Annotated in this window: 15 protein-coding genes; 9 read left to right on the top strand and 6 right to left on the bottom strand. The window is 51.5% G+C overall.

The window, feature by feature from the left end:
- The first annotated feature begins 14 nt into the window (after positions 1-14).
- A complete protein-coding gene (locus tag FKW19_RS11695) occupies positions 15-1,709 on the top strand; it encodes a Hint domain-containing protein (RefSeq protein ID WP_150150534.1) in 1,695 nt (564 codons plus the stop codon).
- A gap of 70 nt (positions 1,710-1,779) precedes the next feature.
- Here FKW19_RS11695 and FKW19_RS15760 read toward each other — a convergent pair whose 3' ends face one another.
- The gene (locus FKW19_RS15760) at positions 1,780-3,201 is read right to left on the bottom strand and encodes a deoxyribodipyrimidine photo-lyase (RefSeq protein WP_089179877.1); all 1,422 of its coding nucleotides are present in this window, start codon (positions 3,199-3,201) and stop codon (positions 1,780-1,782) included.
- Between the two features lie 167 nt (positions 3,202-3,368).
- Between FKW19_RS15760 and msrB the strand changes: the two genes are divergently transcribed.
- From msrB to FKW19_RS11670, 4 genes are all read left to right on the top strand, one after another.
- Entirely contained in the window at positions 3,369-3,836 is a 468-nt protein-coding gene (gene msrB, locus FKW19_RS11685; RefSeq protein ID WP_089178592.1) for a peptide-methionine (R)-S-oxide reductase MsrB, read from the top strand.
- Between the two features lie 32 nt (positions 3,837-3,868).
- Positions 3,869-4,306 (top strand): DUF4112 domain-containing protein, encoded by a 438-nt coding sequence (locus FKW19_RS11680; RefSeq protein WP_006116992.1) that lies wholly within the window; start codon positions 3,869-3,871, stop codon positions 4,304-4,306.
- 197 nt (positions 4,307-4,503) lie between these two features.
- Entirely contained in the window at positions 4,504-5,712 is a 1,209-nt protein-coding gene (locus FKW19_RS11675; RefSeq protein ID WP_089179878.1) for an AI-2E family transporter, read from the top strand.
- A 115-nt stretch (positions 5,713-5,827) separates the two neighbouring features.
- Complete coding sequence (locus FKW19_RS11670) at positions 5,828-7,444, top strand: bifunctional aspartate transaminase/aspartate 4-decarboxylase (RefSeq protein ID WP_035351046.1); 1,617 nt, start codon at positions 5,828-5,830, stop codon at positions 7,442-7,444.
- Positions 7,445-7,628: 184 nt separating this feature from the next.
- Here the strand turns inward: FKW19_RS11670 and FKW19_RS11665 are convergent, their stop codons facing one another.
- The 4 genes from FKW19_RS11665 to FKW19_RS11650 all read right to left on the bottom strand — a co-directional run bounded on the left by FKW19_RS11665 (position 7,629) and on the right by FKW19_RS11650 (position 11,884).
- Positions 7,629-9,527, bottom strand: a complete 1,899-nt coding sequence (locus tag FKW19_RS11665; protein WP_089178593.1) for a Hint domain-containing protein — start codon at positions 9,525-9,527, stop codon at positions 7,629-7,631.
- A gap of 397 nt (positions 9,528-9,924) precedes the next feature.
- Positions 9,925-10,458 carry a Dps family protein gene (locus tag FKW19_RS11660; protein WP_019089540.1) on the bottom strand — a complete coding sequence of 178 codons (534 nt, stop codon included), beginning with the start codon at positions 10,456-10,458 and terminating at the stop codon, positions 9,925-9,927.
- 157 nt (positions 10,459-10,615) lie between these two features.
- The gene (locus FKW19_RS11655) at positions 10,616-11,587 is read right to left on the bottom strand and encodes an NAD(P)H-dependent glycerol-3-phosphate dehydrogenase (RefSeq protein WP_063353556.1); all 972 of its coding nucleotides are present in this window, start codon (positions 11,585-11,587) and stop codon (positions 10,616-10,618) included.
- A gap of 63 nt (positions 11,588-11,650) precedes the next feature.
- Complete coding sequence (locus FKW19_RS11650; protein ID WP_035351111.1) at positions 11,651-11,884, bottom strand: bacterioferritin-associated ferredoxin; 234 nt, start codon at positions 11,882-11,884, stop codon at positions 11,651-11,653.
- A gap of 390 nt (positions 11,885-12,274) precedes the next feature.
- On the opposite strand from FKW19_RS11650, the gene FKW19_RS11645 reads away from it, so the two are divergent.
- The 3 genes from FKW19_RS11645 to FKW19_RS11635 all read left to right on the top strand — a co-directional run bounded on the left by FKW19_RS11645 (position 12,275) and on the right by FKW19_RS11635 (position 17,423).
- Positions 12,275-13,615, top strand: coding sequence for a DUF2142 domain-containing protein (locus tag FKW19_RS11645; RefSeq protein ID WP_123809124.1), 1,341 nt, complete (start codon positions 12,275-12,277; stop codon positions 13,613-13,615).
- A 77-nt stretch (positions 13,616-13,692) separates the two neighbouring features.
- Positions 13,693-16,341, top strand: coding sequence for a hypothetical protein (locus tag FKW19_RS11640; RefSeq protein WP_089178595.1), 2,649 nt, complete (start codon positions 13,693-13,695; stop codon positions 16,339-16,341).
- 107 nt (positions 16,342-16,448) lie between these two features.
- Positions 16,449-17,423 (top strand): glycosyltransferase family 2 protein, encoded by a 975-nt coding sequence (locus FKW19_RS11635; RefSeq protein ID WP_089178596.1) that lies wholly within the window; start codon positions 16,449-16,451, stop codon positions 17,421-17,423.
- Positions 17,424-17,494: 71 nt separating this feature from the next.
- Here the strand turns inward: FKW19_RS11635 and FKW19_RS11630 are convergent, their stop codons facing one another.
- The gene (locus FKW19_RS11630) at positions 17,495-18,031 is read right to left on the bottom strand and encodes a PACE efflux transporter (RefSeq protein ID WP_089178597.1); all 537 of its coding nucleotides are present in this window, start codon (positions 18,029-18,031) and stop codon (positions 17,495-17,497) included.
- Positions 18,032-18,093: 62 nt separating this feature from the next.
- Between FKW19_RS11630 and FKW19_RS11625 the strand changes: the two genes are divergently transcribed.
- Entirely contained in the window at positions 18,094-19,005 is a 912-nt protein-coding gene (locus tag FKW19_RS11625) for a LysR family transcriptional regulator (protein ID WP_063353560.1), read from the top strand.
- Positions 19,006-19,136: the final 131 nt, after the last annotated feature.

Here is a 19,136-nt window from a genome sequence, read left to right as displayed (position 1 = left end):
AAAGGGTACAACAAATGGCTGAGTCGATTATCTTTAAGCCGACCAACGGAAGTCAGTCGGTTATCGAGCCAGACAGCAACGGCGTTATCAGCATTAATGAAAGCGGCAGTATTATCGGGACTGCTTACATCACGCCAACAGTTCCGCTTTCTGATCCTACTCAAGCAACTACAGGCACTATTTCTATAACTAATAATGCTGTTGTTACAGCAACTAGCTGGAATGTTGGGGAAGCGTCCGGTAGCACTGCAACAGTTACCGTTTCAGATGGTGCATCATTAACGCTTGATAACTCAGATAAAATTGCAACAGGTTCCACCGTTGTGGTTGGTAATGGTGGCACGCTTTTGTTGGATGGTGTTTCTTCCAACGTGCCGGGGCAGATCCAATTTTCCGGCGGCAATGGAACAATCGAAGTCGGGGCTGGTACAAACCTGACTATTATTCAGTATATCACCAACATTTCTGTAAACGATACCATTGTGCTGGATGGCACAGTTGCAGATGGTGTTACGTATAAAGATGGTGTGTATACCCTTACAGATAATGGCCAGCCCATTCAGGGCACAGCATCCTTTCAGTTGCCTGCTGCTAATGAAGGCTCCACTTTTACGGTTACAAACGTAGATGGCAAAACCTATCTGAATGCCACTACTGTTGTTTGCTTTCTTGCTGGCAGCATGATCCGCACTTCCGAAGGGGATGTTGCGGTGGAAGATATCCAGATTGGTGATCAGGTTGTTACGTTCGATTGGAAAAACAACAAAGACATCACGCGTCCGGTTGTATGGGTTGGCAAGGCGCATGCCGTGGTGCGCGCAGGCCTGCCGGATGATGAGGCAGGCTACCCGGTGCGTATTCTTAAAGATGCCATTGCAGATGGCGTGCCCTACAAGGATATGCTGATTACCGCAGAACATTGCTTGTTCTTTGATGGCAAGTTTGTGCCAGTGCGGATGTTGGTAAATGGTGTATCCATTTTTTACGATAAGTCTATTCTCTCCTATGATTACTACCATGTAGAAACAGCACAGCATTCGGTTATCACTGCGGATGGTATGCTCACAGAAAGCTATCTGGATACGGGCAACCGTGCGTCTTTCCGTCAGGAAGGCAAGGTGGCAACCCTGCGCGGCGCTGTGCGGAACTGGACAAAAGATGCCGGCGCTCCACTTTGTGTGGATCGCGCTTTTGTTGAACCTCTGTTCTACAAGCTAGAAGCGCGTGAAAACAGTGTAACTGGGTGCCATGTGCCAGTAGAACAGGCTGTTATGGTCACAGATTCCAACCTGCATCTGGTTACGCAGGCAGGGGCAATTATTCGGCCAGTGCGGCAGGATGGCCAGCGTTACAGCTTTATGCTGCCAGCTCATACGCAGTCTGTGCGCATTGTCTCCCGCGCCAGCCGCCCGGCTGATGTTATCGGGCCGTTTGTGGATGATAGGCGCCAGATGGGCGTAGCTGTGGCGGATGTGCATTTTATCACAGCCAAAAACTTGCATACCATTACAGCGCATCTTCAGGCGGAAAAGCCCGAAGGCTGGCATGATACCGATTGGACAGATTGCGCATGGACAAACGGCAACGCCGTGCTGCCTATGGGTGATTTTACCAAAGGTAAAATGGGCCTTCTGTCCATGACCATTCGTGCCGCCGGGCCTTACCTGCTGCATGAGGCAGACCAAAAAGCACAGGTTTTTTCTGCCTGATTTCAAAAGTTAAGGGCAATAACAGGCTCTACCTCTACCGGGGTGGGGCCTGTTTTATAATGATCGCGTGCTATTTGGGCAGGTTTTTCCAACATTCCAATGCACGTAGGCGGCCCAGCTTAAGGTCTACAATCGGGGGCGGGTAATTTAAACGTTGCGCGCTTTTCCAAGGGGTGTGGATGGTTTTGTTATCCAGCGCCGCCAGTTCTGGCACCCATGTACGAATATATTGGCCTAATGGATCATATTTTTCAGATTGCCCCACCGGGTTAAAAATACGGAACCACGGTGCCGCATCAATGCCTGTGCCAGCGCCCCATTGCCAGTTCATGGCGTTTACGGCGGCATCTGCATCCAACAGGTGTGCATAAAACCAGCGTTCTCCTTTCTGCCAGTCTGTCAGCAGATGTTTGGTTAAAAAGGAGGCCACAACCATGCGCACGCGGTTGTGCATCCAGCCCGTGCGGGCCAGTTGGCGCATACCGGCATCTACCAGCGGGAACCCCGTTTGCCCCTGCTGCCATGCTGCCAGATCTGTGGCATCCGTGCGCCACGGCATGTGGTTAAATTCGGCGCGCAGGTTGCGGGTGGCAAGGTCTGGTGTGGTGAACATCTGCATCCACGCAAAATCACGCCAGCCTAGTTCTGCCAAAAACTTTTCGGCATCTGTGGCCAGTTGTGGGTGCAGGTGTGCAGCATGGCGGATGGCATGCCAGATCTGACGCACAGAAATCTGCCCCACCCGAATATAAGGTGAAAGCAGAGATGTTCCATGTGTGGCATCGGTTCTGTCTCGCTGCGTTTCATAATCTTCTAGCGCGTTTTCTATAAACCGGTGCAGGTTGGTGTGGGCGCATTGTTCTCCGCTTGTCCAGCCGGGCAGAGTAGGGGGCATTTGCGTGCCAACGCGGCCAAGGCGCACGCCTTCTGGCAAATTGAGGGTGCGAGCAGGCACATAACTTTTACCGCGCATGTCTGGTGCTGGCAGTGGCGGCGGCGGTTCTGGCAAATCCCGCGCGGCGCGCCACCATGCGGTAAACACACGGTATGGCTGGCCCGCCTGCGTGCGTATGGCCCAGGGTTCAAACAACAAACGGCCGGTGCAGGAGTGTACTGTCACCCCCTGTTTTTTCAGGCTGGCATGCACATCCGTATCCGCCGCAATGCCCGGCGCATCATACCGACGGTTCCAGAACACATCTGTAGCATTTATGGCTTGCGCCAATGCGGGAACAGAAAGCCGCGTTGGGCCGGATAACATTAACAAAGTCTGCCCCTGTTTATGCAAACTGGTGGCCAGTTGCGCACACGCGGCTTGCGCCCAACCTGCAATGCGGGTGGTGGGGGCATCCTGCAAGGCGGCATCCTGCACATAGGCGCACAGCACGGGCTGCCCCGTTGCGCAGGCCGCGTGCAGGGCTGGGTTATCAGCCACGCGGTAATCATCTCGTAGCAAAACCAGAACAGGGGCGGGGGAGAGTGCATTAACCATACGCCATGTGGTGCCGGTATAGATGTGTACATGCAATGGGGTAGGCTGTATTTTGTGGCGGCGTTGTCTTTGGCAGTCGCTAGAGTGTGAAGGTGCCAAACTATAGCCATGCACGTTGTTGGTGCCGTAACATGCAACTGTAAACACGGCAGGAAAGGCGATTAGCCATGTCAGATTCTTTGTCAGGCAGCTGCGGTGCCGGTGGGTGCGGCCCGCGTGGCCCGCTTACCCTAGAGCAGGAGCAGATTCTGTTTGGCCACGGAACGGAGTATCCCGGGTCCAGCCCACTGAATCATGAAAAGCGCGAGGGGGCGTATCATTGCGCGGCCTGTGGGGCGCTGCTGTTCCGCTCTCACACCAAGTATGAAAGTGGTAGTGGCTGGCCTTCCTTTTGGGCGGCAGAACCCCACGCCGTTGCCACGCACAAAGATACCAGCCACGGCATGGTGCGCACAGAGGCCCATTGCGCACAGTGCGAAGGGCATTTGGGCCATGTTTTTCCTGATGGCCCACCCCCCACCGGCCAGCGTTATTGCATGAATGGTCTGGCGCTGGATTTTAGGCCAGATCCGCAACGGGCAACTTCTGCTGGAGGCGCCTCCGCTATGGATCATACAAGCGGCTGGGCCTCTTGAAAGCAGCATGCCTGCTGCTTACGTGAGGGAGCATGACAACACATGCTCTGGCTCATACCGGGTTTTCCTCTTTCCAAAGTGGGCAGTCTGCACACGGGCAGCCCTCTGCGGATGCATTGCGCCGCCTTAAACGGGCGCGCCGTTTTGCGTGGTTGCTGGATGCCGCCATTAGGCTGCCCGGCACCCGCGTAAGGGTAGGGGCAGATGCCATTGTGGGGCTGGTGCCCGGCGGTGGCAGCACGGTTATGGGCCTGCTTTCCTTTTATGTGGTGTGGGAGGCATGGCGCATGGGCCTGCCCCCCAAACTGCTGCTGCGTATGATAAGCAATATTGCCATAGAAGCCGCCGTGGATGTGGTGCCTGTGGCGGGTGATCTGCTGGACATTGCCTTTAAGGCCAACATGCGCAACGTGGCCGTTATGGAAAGCTGGCTGGGTGTACCGCCCTCTGCTGCCACGCGCAAAAAATAAGGCATCGTTTTTAAAAAATATGCCTCATTGTCATAAGGGCTGCCCGGTGGGGTGGCCCTTTTGCATGTCTGGCACGTTAACAGGCAAAACAGGCAGGGTGGCCCGCCACGTTTAGCCTGCGTTGCAAGAAAAAAGGGTGTGGGCGGTGCCATTTTGCAGCACAACGGCACAAATGCCGGTGGTTGGCAGAGGGTGCAGTGCGCCCTGTGTTCTTCCGCCCCGCAGGCAGGAGAAAACACGCCGTGCAACCGCCAGATAGCAGCGCCCCACCCCCTCACGCTCCAACGCCAGCCGCTTCTACGGCCCATGTGCCTGAGGCGCCGCAGTTTGCGGGGCTGGAAGCATCTGTTCACAAGCTGGAAAACACGGTGCGCCGCTTTTACCGGCTGGCCGTTATGGTGGTAACGGTTACGGCGGCCGGGCTGTTTGTAAGCTCTGGCGGCGCGGTGGTGATGGTGGTGTTTGCCTCTGCTCTTGTGGCGGTGGTGCTGCATGCTGCGGCCCGCATTATCTCCCGCCTGTTGCATATTCCGCAGTGGCTTTCTGTCATGCTGTTTGTGCTGGTGCTTGTGGGCGCGCTTTCCCTTGTGGTGCATGTGTCCGGCCCGGAACTGACAGTGCAGCTTTCGCACTTGCATGAAGCCCTTACCAGCGAGCGTGATGCCCTGCACAACATGCTGGACAGCAACCCGCTGGGCCATGCGGTGCTAGATCACTTCCCGCGCTTTTTGGGTGGCAACATGGTGCCAGATGGGCGTGCAGGCTCAGAAGGTGGCATGGATTTTGCTGGCTCCATGACTAACGTGCTGACATCCACCTTTGGTTCGGTTGGCACCATGGTGGTGATTATTATTGCCGGGGTGTATTTTGCGCTTTCACCCCACCTGTATGCCAACGGCATTTTGCGCATAACGCCTGTAGCCTATCGCAGCACCATGCGCACTGTGTTGCTTACAACCGGCCACGCCCTAACCGCTTGGGTGGCGGGCCAGATGCTGGATATGACGGTTGTGGGCATGCTGACATGGAGCGGCCTTTCCCTGCTGGGCATGCCGTTGGCGCTGCCTTTGGGGCTGGTGGCGGGGCTGGCCAATTTTGTGCCGTATCTGGGTACGTTTATTGGGGCCGTGCCTGCGTTGCTGATTGCACTTTCCGTTGGCCCGCGTGAGGCCATGATGGTGGCGGGCCTGTATGCTGCTATCCAGACGTTTGAAGGGTATGTGATGTCTCCCTTCATTCAAAAACGTGCGGTGCGGATGCCGCCTGCGCTCACCATTCTTTCGCAAACAATTTTTGGTGCGTTTTTGGGTATGTGGGGTTTTATTTTTGCCTCCCCCATTACGGCGGTGCTTCTGGCTGTAGCCAGCCGCCTTTCCGCACCTCTCCCCCCGAACGAGGAAGTGTAATTGCACCTCATGCAAGGGGCCAAACCGCTGTTTTTTTACACTTTCCCACTGGTCATAATAGAACAGGACATGCAAGCTGATGATGGCAAGAAGTTCCGCAGGAAGGAAACCCCGCATGTCTACCACGCCAGATGCGTATCAAAAATTTCGTCATCTCAGCCCATTTGAACTGAAAGATGAGCTTATAAAGCTGGCCTCTGGTCGTGCCCAGCGCGCCATGTTGGATGCCGGGCGTGGCAACCCCAATTTTCTGGCAACATTGCCCCGGCAAGGGTTTTTTCAGCTTGGCATGTTTGCCGCGGCAGATTCTGCTTTAACCTTTTCCTACATGGCAGAAGGCGTAGGCGGTGTGCCCCGGCGTGAGGGCATAGAGGCACGGTTTGAGGCATTTTTGGCAGATAACCAGAACGTGCCGGGTATTTCCTTTTTGCGCCGTGCCGTATCTTATGTGCGCGACCAGCTTGGCCTGCCCGCAGATGAATTTTTGCTGGAAATTACATCCGGTATTTTAGGCTGTGATTACCCCACACCGCCGCGCATGCTGCGTTATACGGAAAAAGTGGTACGCCATTACCTGCTGCACGAAATGGCAGGCGGCACCATGCCAGAAAGCACAACAAACCTGTTTGCGCTGGAAGGTGGCACGGCGGCCATTAGCTATATTTTTGCATCGCTACGTGAAAACGGGCTGATCAATCCGGGTGATAAAGCGGCCATCGGCATGCCGGTGTTTACTCCGTATGTAGAAATTCCCGAACTGCGTGATTACCAGTTGCAGGAAGTGGCCATTAACGCCTGCCCGGAACAAGGCTGGCAATACCCGGATGAAGAGCTGGATAAACTGCTTGATCCATCTGTTAAGATCTTTCTGGTGGTTAACCCCAGCAATCCCCCATCTGTGCGGATAAGTGATGAAGGGCTGGCCCGCATTGCCGAGATTGTTAAAAAACGGCCAGACCTCATTATCGTAACAGATGATGTGTACGGCACGTTTGCAGATGATTTCCGCTCTATTTATGCCATCTGCCCGCATAATACTATTTTGGTGTATTCCTTCTCCAAATATTTCGGTTCTACGGGTTGGCGTCTGGGTGTGATTGCCATGCACGAACAAAACGTGCTGGATGAGGCACTGGCGGCGCTGCCAGAAGCCGAAAAGGTTGAGCTGGATAAACGCTATGCCTCGCTTACGCCAGATGTGCGCGGCCTGAAGTTTTTGGATAGGCTGGTGGCAGATAGCCGCACCGTGGCCCTTAACCATACAGCAGGGCTTTCTACCCCGCAGCAGGTGCAAATGGTGCTGTTTGCCCTGTTTGCGTTAATAGATGGGCGGGATGCGTATAAAAACGCCCTTAAGCGTTTGCTGCACCGGCGCGAACTGGCCTTGTATCGAGATCTGGGCGTAAAAGCCCCGGATGATGCTGGCAGCACGCATTATTACACGCTGATAGATTTGGTAAATGTGGTGACACAGCTTTACGGCACCCGCTTTGCCCGCTGGTTGATGACACGTATGGATTATCAGACAATCCTGTTCCGTATTGCAGAGGAAACAGGCGTTGTGCTGCTGCCAGGTGATGGCTTTGCCGTAAAACGCCCCTCGGCCCGTGCCTCGCTGGCCAACCTGAACGAGTATCAATACGCTGCCATTGGGGCCGCCCTGCGCCGCATGGCTGGTGAGTATTATGACCGCTACCGGCAGGAAAAAGGGCTGAACAGTAAAGGGGAATAACGTGTTTAGCCAAAACCCTATTATATCATGCAGGCAGAGCATTTTTTAAATCCCGCCTGATATGTGGGTGGCACAGAAAACACCTATCCCAACTGTGCAGTTCTAGAAAAATTACAAAATAAAAAGAGGCCCTGTTTGTAAAAGCAGGGCCTCTTTTATGATAGCTGAAAGGTTTGAGAACCTATCAGGCAGAACGTATCTGCGCGTTTGGCTGCACGTCTTCTACAAGCGGGTAAACACCCGTTGCCTGTAGGGTAATGGACAGCATGGCAATTTCGTTACGGTCTGTTTGTGTATCTAGCGGCAGGGTGGCGTTGCCGTTTGTCCATGCACATTCGGCCCACCCCATATTATGCCAGCCAGCCGGTTTGTGAGGCTGAAGGTGCGCTGTAATGGGGGTTGCACGCTTACGGGCTGTTACAAGTTGAATATCAGCCACAGCAACACCCAACAGGCGCCGATCATCCACAAAAGGCCCAACCACATCAGCCGGGCGGCTTGCGCGGGAAACAATCTGAACAGACTGCGTGCCCGGCGGCAGTATAAAGCTGTAATGCTGGTTGGCACAGCGTACTGGCCGGATAACAGCCCCTGTTTGCGTAACAAGGTGCAGGTTGGGGTCTGCTGTTAAGGTGGCGGGTGCGGCTGGTGTCTGGCTGCCTGCTACATGGCTTGCGCGATTTTTGAATTTATCAAAAAGCGGTTTTACAAAATCAACATTCACACATAATGGGGCGGCGGCATCTTCTGCCCATGTGCGCGTTTTGCTATGTAACTGCACAACCGTGCCATTTTGGCGGAAGCTACGGCGATTGCCTGTATCCAGATAGCTTTCTGTGAGCACACCATCTACCGAGATTACGGCATGGTCTGCTGTTTCTATATGGTAATATGGATAAGACGTGATGGATTTATCGTAAAAAATGGAAGCGCCATTTACCAGCATACGCGCAGGCACAAACTGCCCGTTAAAGAACAGGCAATGTTCTGCCGTTACCAGCATATCCTTGTTAGGTACGCCATCTGCCAAAGCATTTTTTAGAATGCGTACGGGGTATCCGGCTTCATCATCCGGCAGGCTGGGGGTTACAACAGTAAAGGCCTGCCCAGCCCAGATAACCTGCTGTGTGGTTTCTGTGTTGTTTTTCCAGTCATATACAAAAATATCTGTACCTGCCTGAATGTCTTCCACTGCCACATCACCCTGCGGGGTGCGCACCATGCTGCCTGCCAGAAAACATGCGCCTGTATCACTCTGTTCACCAAACAGAATGTAGCCATCGCTGTAGGTTACGGTGGGGGCGGGCTCTACATTGGCGGCGGAAGATGTTGCATACCCTTTAATGGTTACAACCGTGGTGGTTTTACCATCAACGGTGGACTGGATAAGCAGATCATCCCCACTTACGGCAGTGGACAGCGCATCATCACTATAAGATGTGCTGGAGGCAATCTTGATCTGGTCTCCATATACAAAGTTTTCGACATTCAGGGAATCTCCTGAAAGATCGCTTAAAGATGTGCTGCCAATAACAAGTTGCCCACCGGGGATGTTGTGGAAATCAACTTTGTTGCCGCCATCAATATTGGCAATGCCAGAGAATATAACCGTGCCGCCTTCAATATTAAAGCGTCCAGCATTGATGTTGGAATAATTGGTGCCTGCATCTAGCACGCCACCTTTGTAAATATTGTAAACAGCCTGGTTGCCGTTAAAATCATTACCAACGGATAATGTGCCGTTGGTAATATTGTAAACGGCCTGATTACCGTTGAATTCATTGCTTACGGTAAGTGTGCCGCCATCAATATTAATGGTGCCCCCAGCCGCGTTGCTGAGATCTCCACCAATAAGAGCAGGCACAACAGAAACAGTGGCGCCATCTGTAATATTAATGGTTGCCGCATTGAGGTTGAGGTAGCCTGAAATTTCAAGCAACGCACCATTGGTTACGTTCAGCGTTGGGCCTGTGCCCAAACCGGCTGTCGCGTTATCTGGTGGGGTATCAGTGGATTGCGTGCCGCCGCCGTTGTAGTTTGTCCAACTTGTATTGGTGGAAACGGTTGTTACATCATCTGCCATGTTCTTGAGCCTTGAATATGCAGTTGGCTTCAAATCCACAATTTGGATAAGAAATATTTAATATTCTTCCAAAAATACATTAATATTCTCTAAACAACAAAGTTATGAAAATATTATCAAAACAGGAAATAGAAAAATATTTACTTCGAATAAGAACGATTTTTAATAATTTATATTTCATATTCATCTGAATATTCGATATGTAAATGCTGTGATACAGGAATGTTTTTCTAAAAATCACTGATATAACAATGAATTATATGATATTAATTTACAAATTTAATAAATGTTATGCAATTTATTTGTTTCTAATATTGTACAGTATAAAAAGCGGCCCAAATATGGGCCGCTTTTCAGAAAGATCTTTTTGAAAACTTTTAGATGCTTGCGTTCATATTTATTCGTTATGCCCAAAAACCGGGCGCGTGCTTTCAAACAGGAACCACGTGCGGCGTTCGGTTTCATCAATCCAGTTTTCAATCAGGCTGGTTGTGGCTACATCCCCGGCATCGGATGCAATAGCATGCACAGCGCGCAGGCGTTTGGTGAGTGTAAGGTTATCTTCCCGCAGTTCTGAGAGCATGTCTTCGGGTGTTACGTAGAGGGCATCGTTATCAGAAATCTTGGTTTTGCGGGCAATTTCCCCTACAGAATGCAGCGTGGTGCCGCCAATCTTGCGGGCGCGTTCGGCCATGGGGTCTGTCATGGCAAAAATCTGCTGGCTTTGTTCATCCAAAAGCAGGTGGTAATCCCGAAAGTGGCGGCCGCTCATATGCCAATGAAAGTTCTTGGTTTTAATATACAGGGCAAACACATCGGCCAGAACTTCGGACAAACCACCTGCTACGGCCTTTACCTTATCGGCCTTCAGGTCTGTTGGCGTGCCAAGATATTCCTTGATATGGGCTTCTTTTGCTGTGGCTGTGCTCATGGTTTGAACGAACCTCCTGTTTTCACTTTTTGGCAACACCACCAGTGGTGCCTGCCAAGTGCTGCTTTTACACATGGTGCCATATAGGCATGGTGCAAGGCCTGACATGGAAAGATCACAATTCTCACATTCATGTGAATGTCAGGAAGCAACGCGTTTAAGGGGTATCAAGTTCCGTGCGCAGGGGGCGGGTTAAAAGTTGTTCCTGCGCTTGTGGCAGCGTGATCTTGCCTTCCAGAAAAGCGGCAATGCAGGCGGTAATGGGCACATCTACCTTGTGGTGGCGGGCCAATGCCAGAAGGGCATCTGCTGTGGTTACCCCCTCTGCCACGCCGGGCAGGGTGGCCAACGCGCTTTGGGCCGCATTCCCTCGGCCCAAAGCCAAGCCCATCTGATAATTGCGCGATGCCTCGCCCGTGCAGGTCAGCAATAGGTCTCCCAACCCGGCAAGGCCAGCCAGTGTGGCGGGTTGTGCCCCCAAGGCTACGCCAAGGCGGGTTATTTCTGCCAATCCACGGGTTATCAGGGCCGCGCGGGCGTTTTCTCCCAACCCAGCGCCAATGGTAATGCCTGCGGCCACGGCAATAACGTTTTTAGCCGCGCCGCCAAGCTGCACGCCGGTAATATCTGCGCTGGCATACAGGCGCAGGCGCGGGGTAGAGAGCAGATCCACCAATTTACGCGCCAGCTCCATATTGGCCGAGGCCACAACAGATGCCGCAGGTAAATTGGCTGCAACCTCACGCGCAAAATTGGGGCCAGAAAGCACAGCCCCCGGCACATCTGGCCGCAACCGATGCAGCACATCCAGCGGAAAAGCCAGTGTGCTGCGTTCTATGCCCTTGCAGCATAGCACAGCAGGCACGCCTACAGGCACCAATGGCAGAACAGAGGCCATATGCTGGGTGGGAATAACCATAAGCGCACACGCCACATCTGCCGGGGGCGGCGCAGAGGAAACGGTGATGGAATCTGGTAACGGAAAATCTGGCAAACGCGGCATAGCGCCAGAGGGCAAGCGGGCGGGGTTACGCGCCCATAAATAAACCTGTGCCCCAGTGCGGGCCATATGTAGGGCCAGCGCAGTACCCCATGCGCCAGCACCCATAACCAGAATACGGTGTTTCATTCTTTAAGCGGTGCCAGAACCCAAACCGGGGCGCAAGCACAACATAAAGCAGCAGCCCCGCGCTTAGGCAGATAGCGCCACGCCAGCAGCAGCAGGCACCATGTGGGCTGGAACTTCGGCTTTTTTCATGTGTTTTAGCCGGGCCTCACGCAGCAGGCAGACAACGCCTTTTACGCAGTTCCCGCACTGAGCCTTGCAGTTGCGCGCGGCATAAATGTCACGCGGGCGGGTTGCCCCGTCTGCCACAGCGGCTTCAACGTCTTTGTGAGTGAGACGATTGCAAGAGCAGACAACCATACGCAGCACCTTTGTGGTGGTTGATCGATTCTGGAGAGACTTCATCACAAGTAAGAATGAATCGCAATTCTTTTTTGCAAAAGAGTTGCAACTCTCCGAGAGGAAAATGCGTCCATAGGCTAAAATTTAGGAAGCTCAGCTCTGTTGTTTGCCTTGTTTTAATGCAGGAGGCGGCCAGATGGTGCGCCCAACAGTATGTAAGAGAACATGATCGAAATAGAATCTACAAAATGATATAGGGTGGGCAGACTATATTTTTGAAGTTTTCATTGGGGATGTTTATTTGTGATTAAAAATTTTTTGGAGGCAAATGGCACCTATCTCGTTGAAATATTTACAAGTCGTAAAGTGCTGCGCTGTTTTTATGTTTTTTTTGCACTGATTACTGGAATGTTTTGCGTTATTTTAACGCCGCCTTTTCAGGTGGCGGATGAGCCTGCCCATTTTATGCGGGTTTTGGAAATTGCGGATAATGAGCTGGTTGGCGTCAAATATTCTCGTCTAGCAAGCGGCACCATGCTTTCGCAGTCCGTGCCCGTGCTTGAGGGTATTTTTGATAAGCTGGCTCTTTCACATCAAAGCAAGGTTACACCGGAAATGCTAGCTCAGGCCATGGCCGTGCCTTGGTCTGGCAACAAGGTTTCTGTTGGGTTGTCCAACACCGTTATTTATCCGCCTACCTCCTATATAGGGGCCGTAGGAGGGGTGTGGTGGGCACGCTTTTTACATTCAAGTTTGCTGGGTACGTTTTACCTTGCCCGTGTAGGTAATCTGCTTGCAGATATGGCAGTAAGTGTGCTGGCACTTTATTTGATGCCACAGACAGGCATTTTTCTGCTGGTTATTTTGGCGCTGCCCATGAGCATAAGCCTTATGAGTTCCTGTTCGCAGGATGGCATGGTGCTGGCACTTGCGGCGCTGGGTATTGCATGCACGTTGAATGGATTACGGCAAAGCGCTGTTTGGCAAAAATACATTCTGGCCTGTTTGGGGGGGCTGGCTTTTGGATGCGTGGCCGCCGCCAAGGCACCTTATCTTGTTATGGCATGTGTGCCTGTCCTCTTTATGAACAGGGATAATGTTAAATATGTTATCACATCATGTGCCATGAGTGTGGGTGTTTTTTCTATCTGGGTTGAATGTGGAATCCGCCCGGTTCTGACAGAACTTGCACCGCAAGGCGCTTCTGCGGCTGGGCAGCTTTCTTTCATACGCGAGCACCCCATCCTGCTGGTAGAAAGTATTTTTAACAGTTTGGAAACATACGGGAACTATCTGGTTAATCAGGCTATTGGCGTGCTTGGCTGGCTGGATTTGCCGCTTTCTTCTGGAATGTACAGATTTGCCACTATTTTGCTGGGCTGCACTTTTGTTCTCCCTTTTTTGTGCATGAGGTCTCTGAAAACCCGAGAGAAAGCAGCCGTGCGAGTGTGTGGTTTGGTGCTGATCATGTTAGCTGCGGTCGCAGGTATCTTTATGGCATTGTATGTGACATGGACACCTGTAGGGAAAAATATTGTTGATGGCGTGCAGGGAAGATATTTTTTGCCCATTGTTATGCTGGGTACACTTTATCCCTTTTTGTGGAAGCAGTATGAAATGTCTGAAGATATTCAGCATTCAAAAAAACATGATGTCATAGCAAATATTTTTGCAAACTGTTTTGTTGTGGCGTTTATGGTCTGCTGTTATGCGGCTGTGTGTCAGGCTCTTTCCTACAGGTATTGGTGAATACCATGCAGATGCACCATTTGCATGAAAACGTATGATTTGTAATTTTCTATAATTTATAAAAACCGGGTATATTCATGAATATTCGTGCCAGCTATTCCATTGCAATCATTATCGCAATTCCGATCTTTATTCATTTTCTGGGTCTGTTGAACATCTTATCTTCAGATCCGTTACAGATTTACCTGAATTTCGGAGGAGAGCATTCCGCAATTCTGGATGGAAGCCCTGGCTGGGTTGATCCAAATGCTGGCGCAACAACGCAAGCGCTTGGGCATGAAGCCGCGCGGCAATGGTTGTCTGGCCATATTCCGTGGTGGGAGCGTTTTTCTGGCATGGGGTTGCCTCTTGCGGCAGAAATGCAAAATTCTGCATTGTTTTTCCCGTTTGTTCTCCTGCTGATCTTTGCAAACGGTGTTCTTTATTTAAAAATTGCAATGCAGATTATGTCCGGCCTGTTCATGCTGGGTTTTTTGTATGAAATGCGCCTTTCCCGGCTTACGGCTCTTACGGGTGCCATATTGATTGAACTGAGCGGAACACTTGCTTGGTTTGCGCATGGGCCCATCATGCCGCTCCCCTTTCTGCCGCTGCTGGCATGGGGTGTGTGGCGGAGTTGTCAGCCAGACCTTAAAACCCGGCTTGGCGGCTGTTTTATAACAGCACTGGCCATTGCGGGTTCTCTTTACGCCGGTTTTCCCGAAACAGCGTTTATGAGCGGCCTGCTAGTACTGTGCATTGCAATATGGCGGGTATGCACCTTGCGTGGCAAATGGTTGCAAGGTGCGTTGCCTATTGGGGTTGGCGGCATACTGGGGCTGTTTTTAAGTGCTCCTGCGGTTGTACCTTTTCTTAGCCTGTTGCGCATTGGTTTTCTGGGCCAGAACACCAATTATCATGATGCGCATATGTTGGCGGCAAACCCTGCGCAAACCCTGTTTCCGTATCTTTTTGGCCCACCATTATATGCACTTTCTGCCGGAGGAGGTTCCGTAGCCGTTGATGTTTGGTGGCACACCGGAGGATATTGTGACATCGCGCTGATTTTTGCGGGCTGTGCAGGATTGTTCATGGCTTTCTCACGCGGGACTTCTTTCCGTGGGTTGCGCTTTGTGCTGGGGGGCTATTTGCTTCTTTCGGGGTTAAAAGCTGTAGGGTTTATACCTGTCAGCCGTCTTATAGACGTTATTCCCGGTATCAAGCAGACAATGTTTTACGTCTATATTGCACCGGGATGGTGGTTTGCTCTTACGTTACTGTCTTGCATGCTGCTTGATGATTTGAATACATCAAACCAACATTCGGGCCGTAAATCCATAAAGTTTGCTTTGGCTGGCACCCTTGTTGGCAGCGTTATATGTCTTTTTAAAGCGCGCCCACATATTATGGATTTTTATAATCACCCTGGGTACAAATGGTATCTGGGTTTATCTTTGCTATGGGCAACCCTTGTGCTTACGGTATTAAGTGTTTCATTACTTGGTAAGCGTAAACATACTGTGGTTGCAGCACTTGTCGTAAATGCAGCGGTGTTGTTTTTTATACCCACCTTAACAGGCGTGCGTCCGGCACCGGCGGATACAGATGCTCTATCCTTGCTCAAACAGCTCACCACGCAAAAACGTCTTGTAAGTTTTGGCGTGTTTCCGCCCAATTATGGTGCGTTTTTTGGTATTCCCACCATAAACTACAATTTTCTGCCTTTGCCAGAGCGTTTTGCCGCGCAGATGGATCAGCACGTATGCCCTCATTATGATCATACAGCGTTCTTTTCCATTGGGTTGGGAAAGTTTTGTAGCGGAGATACCGAAGGTCTGACTTATGCAGGGTGGCAGGCGCCTTCTGTGTCTTTTCAGGATGGGCTTGCCTGGTTGCAGCAACATAATACCGGGGTCATCATGTATCCGGCAAATCTGCAATTCTGGCATGATCGGATCGGCACGCGCATTCCTGCACAGGCCAACAGTTATCAAAACCTTGGTGGCACTCCGGTTTCGGGCGTTTTTTCTCATCCTGAACTTGCGGGCGCAACGTTACGGCGTGTTGGTACAGGTTTGGGAACATACAATGGGGCTGCAAAAGGTGTGTGGCATATCAAATTATGCAGCAAAGAAAACTGCACGATAGCTGATGGAAAGCTTGAATATGCTGCCGATAACCTTGTTACATGGTTGAACTTGTCTACCCCACTTACGATTGAAGCAAACCAAACCCAACTGACATATTCCATTTGGAGCGATGCACCAGCCCAACCCGCAGCGATAGCCCTGTGGCCGGGAGAGGGCGGTAAGCCGATGCCGTTACTGACATTGGATCTTGATCTGCCCAGAAGCTTCAATACCCGGCAACTCCTTAATAACGGCCATGTTGTTATTGAGGATCTTTCGGGCACAACGCCTTATTATCATGCAGATAATTGTGTTGTTACTTTTAAAGACTACACGCACGTCCATGCGGAATGTGACAAACCGGGAAATCTTTTCCGTAACGAATTTTATGACGAAGGCTGGACTGCGGTTGTAAATGGCAGACCAGTGCAGTTGGTTCCGGCGGCAGATCAGGTACAGCAAAGCATCCGTTTGGGCACCGGGCATTTTGATATTGCGTATGACTATGCTCCGCAGCATGTACGGCTTATTTTTATACTTTTTACAGTAGGTCTCGTGGGCAGCGCAGTGGTGGGTATGATGGCCTGCAAACCGCGTAAAACGGCAGCAGAAGCCTGATATTTGTCTTGGTTATGAAATTATGCAAAAACATGACGCCTTTGCATACTCTTTACATGCTATATAGCACTGCATGTGTATGATTGGTCTTGAGGGTTTTGATATAAATGTCTGTGCAGTCAGATTTTTTTCCCCAATCAGAAGCTCAGGGTCAAAAACTGCGCATTGCTGTGCTTATCCCCTGTTATAATGAGGAAGTCACGATCGGGCAGGTTATCAGCGAATTTCAGGCTGCTCTCCCAGATGCCCGGATTTACGTTTACGATAACAATTCAAAGGATAACACTGTCGCCATAGCGCGGCAGCACGGTGCTGTTGTCCGTCAGGAAAGGCGGCAGGGCAAAGGCAATGTTATCCGCAGAATGTTTGCTGATATCAATGCCGATTTTTATGTGCTGGTAGATGGTGACGCCACGTATGAAGCTGCGGCTGCATCCCAGATGGTGCAACTGGCCTATGATCAATCTCTGGATATGGTAACGGGGTTACGTGTTTCAGACAGACAGGCGGCTTATCGCTTCGGGCACATTCTGGGTAATAGGGTGCTTACAAATCTGGTGCGGGTTATGTTCGGGCAGGGCGTTAAGGATATGCTGTCCGGGTACCGTGTTTTTTCCAATCGGTTTGTAAAATCCTTTCCCGCCCTTTCAAGCGGGTTTGAAACCGAAACCGAGTTTACGGTACACGCTCTTAAATTGTGTATGCCTGTAGGGGAAGTGGAAACAGCTTATATTGAGCGCCCGGAAGGCTCTACTTCCAAACTCAATACATATCGCGATGGTGTGCGTATATTATTTACAATAATCAGCCTTGTGCGGTGCGAACGGCCTTTGCTGTTTTTTGGTGTTTTTTCTCTTCTCTTTTTTATGTTGGGCATGACGCTGGGTATCCCGGTTGTGCTGGAATTTATTAAAACCGGTTATGTGCCGCGCTTGCCAACAGCGCTTTTGGCAACAGGGTTCGAGCTTCTGTCGGCTCTTTCCCTCGTTTGTGGGCTTATTCTGGATAGTATCGCGTTGGATCGTTTGGAAAAACGCCGGTTGAGTTATCTTTCCTACTCTCTCCCAATGCAAAGCCAGTAGGTTTTTCTTACGTAAATATGGCGTTTTGCAATGGGGAGGGTAGGGTATCTTCAGCTCTGTAAAGGGATTTTTTACCCGTTGGCCTTGCCGGTTGCGGGGTGATTTGCCGGAACAGGGAATATCCGATCATACACCATGTTAAACACAAAAGCGTAAACCAGATAAAACACGGCAATAGACATGCTGAGCGAAAACGCCGTGAGCACACTTTCATGTAGGTACCAGGCAATGGCGGGCAGCAGCACAACCTGCAACCCGGCTTCAAACAGCAGCGTATGCACAACACGCACGCCCACGGTTTTGTGGGTGGTGGCATAAAGCCGCGCCATCACCCGGTCAAAAACCACGTTGTAAAGATAGTTCCATATTGTAGCGGTTATGGCGCTACCTATGCCGATCATCCCCATAGAGGATTCGTGCAGCCCAAACAGCGTGCTGCCGGTGGGGATAACAATGGCCAGTGCAATAAGCTCAAACAGCAATACGTGGCGCACACGGTCTGCTGTGCCGCGCGTGCCCACAGCAGGGGCATTTTGTGCAGCATGATGATCTGCCATGGCAGAGGAGGCCGGAGCGGCCTGAAGGGAACTGAATGTTTGCGTTGACATGCGGCGCAATCTATCGTCATCACGGCTAAAGGAAAGATAAGAACCATCAGGAAAACAGATGGATGAATGTCTCGCTCGAACAGCTTGAAGCCTTTGTTGCCACAGCAGATGCGGGCTCGTTTTCCGCAGCAGCCCGCCGTTTGGGGCGTGCGCAATCTGCTATCAGTACGCATGTGGCCAATCTGGAGGTGGATCTGGGGCTGGAATTATTCCTACGCACCGGGCGCACACCTGTATTGACACCAGAAGGTGAACGCCTGCTGCGTGAGGCCCGCGTGGTGTTAGACCGGCGCGAGCACCTGATAGGCGTGGCCCGATCTTTAGAAAATCAGGTCGAAAACCGGCTGGTTGTGGCAATAGATGAATTGTACCCCGAATACGCTCTGGGCCCGGTTTTTGCCGAATTTGCCGAACACTTCCCCTATGTGGAAATGGAAATCCTTTTCCCGCTCATGGAGGATGTTGGCCAGCTTGTGCAGGAAGGGGCCGCGCATCTGGGGGTTATGTGGCAGCAAACACGTATGCCGCCAGATCTGGCGTTTCGCACCATCGGGCGGGTGCCGCTTAAACTGGTATGTGGGCGCAACCACCCATTGGCAGCATGCGGCCCCATAGCGTGGGAAGATCTTAAACGGTATCGGCAGATCATGGTGGCCGCCCGTGGGCAGGAGCGCGAACGCCAACACCTGCGCGTAGCGGGCGAGGTGTGGTGGGTAGAAAGCCACTGGGTCATTCTGGAGCTGGTGAAGCACAATATCGGTTGGTCATTTATTTCAGATCATATTTTAGCGGCCTCTCCCGCAGCACCAGATATTGTTACGCCCCCCTTGGCGTTTGATGCCGGAGATAGGCCCGTGCCGTTGGCTGTGGTGTGGCATCACAAACGGCCGCAAGGCGCGGCTGCGCGCTGGTTACGGCAACGCCTCTGTGCCTCGGAGTCTGTTTTGTATAAAGGGCCAAAGGCCAGTTCATAAAAGCATGATCAATTGTAATGGATTGATATTTAATAAAATACAGCCGTTGTAACAAAACAACAATGCCACCTTAAAGCACATGTTTTGTCTTGCAGGCGAAATGAGAAACGCTATGATACCGAAACATTCCG

This window comes from Acetobacter sp. DmW_125128, from assembly GCF_008704325.1.
Classification (GTDB): Bacteria; Pseudomonadota; Alphaproteobacteria; order Acetobacterales; family Acetobacteraceae; genus Acetobacter; species Acetobacter oryzifermentans.
Note: the sequence above shows the minus strand (reverse complement) of the source record. Positions and strands in the feature narration are given on the sequence as shown.

Excerpts from the sequence above, each read along its gene's own strand:
- FKW19_RS11645 (WP_123809124.1), top strand. The coding sequence starts at position 12,275 with ATGTTTTGCGTTATTTTAACGCCGCCTTTTCAGGTGGCGGATGAGCCT.
- FKW19_RS11635 (WP_089178596.1), top strand. The coding sequence starts at position 16,449 with ATGTCTGTGCAGTCAGATTTTTTTCCCCAATCAGAAGCTCAGGGTCAA.
- FKW19_RS11650 (WP_035351111.1), bottom strand. The coding sequence starts at position 11,884 with ATGGTTGTCTGCTCTTGCAATCGTCTCACTCACAAAGACGTTGAAGCC.
- FKW19_RS11680 (WP_006116992.1), top strand. The coding sequence starts at position 3,869 with ATGACAACACATGCTCTGGCTCATACCGGGTTTTCCTCTTTCCAAAGT.
- FKW19_RS11660 (WP_019089540.1), bottom strand. The coding sequence starts at position 10,458 with ATGAGCACAGCCACAGCAAAAGAAGCCCATATCAAGGAATATCTTGGC.
- FKW19_RS11695 (WP_150150534.1), top strand. The coding sequence starts at position 15 with ATGGCTGAGTCGATTATCTTTAAGCCGACCAACGGAAGTCAGTCGGTT.
- FKW19_RS15760 (WP_089179877.1), bottom strand. The coding sequence starts at position 3,201 with ATGGTTAATGCACTCTCCCCCGCCCCTGTTCTGGTTTTGCTACGAGAT.
- FKW19_RS11665 (WP_089178593.1), bottom strand. The coding sequence starts at position 9,527 with ATGGCAGATGATGTAACAACCGTTTCCACCAATACAAGTTGGACAAAC.
- FKW19_RS11655 (WP_063353556.1), bottom strand. The coding sequence starts at position 11,587 with ATGAAACACCGTATTCTGGTTATGGGTGCTGGCGCATGGGGTACTGCG.
- FKW19_RS11670 (WP_035351046.1), top strand. The coding sequence starts at position 5,828 with ATGTCTACCACGCCAGATGCGTATCAAAAATTTCGTCATCTCAGCCCA.
- msrB (WP_089178592.1), top strand. The coding sequence starts at position 3,369 with ATGTCAGATTCTTTGTCAGGCAGCTGCGGTGCCGGTGGGTGCGGCCCG.
- FKW19_RS11640 (WP_089178595.1), top strand. The coding sequence starts at position 13,693 with ATGAATATTCGTGCCAGCTATTCCATTGCAATCATTATCGCAATTCCG.
- FKW19_RS11630 (WP_089178597.1), bottom strand. The coding sequence starts at position 18,031 with ATGTCAACGCAAACATTCAGTTCCCTTCAGGCCGCTCCGGCCTCCTCT.
- FKW19_RS11625 (WP_063353560.1), top strand. The coding sequence starts at position 18,094 with ATGAATGTCTCGCTCGAACAGCTTGAAGCCTTTGTTGCCACAGCAGAT.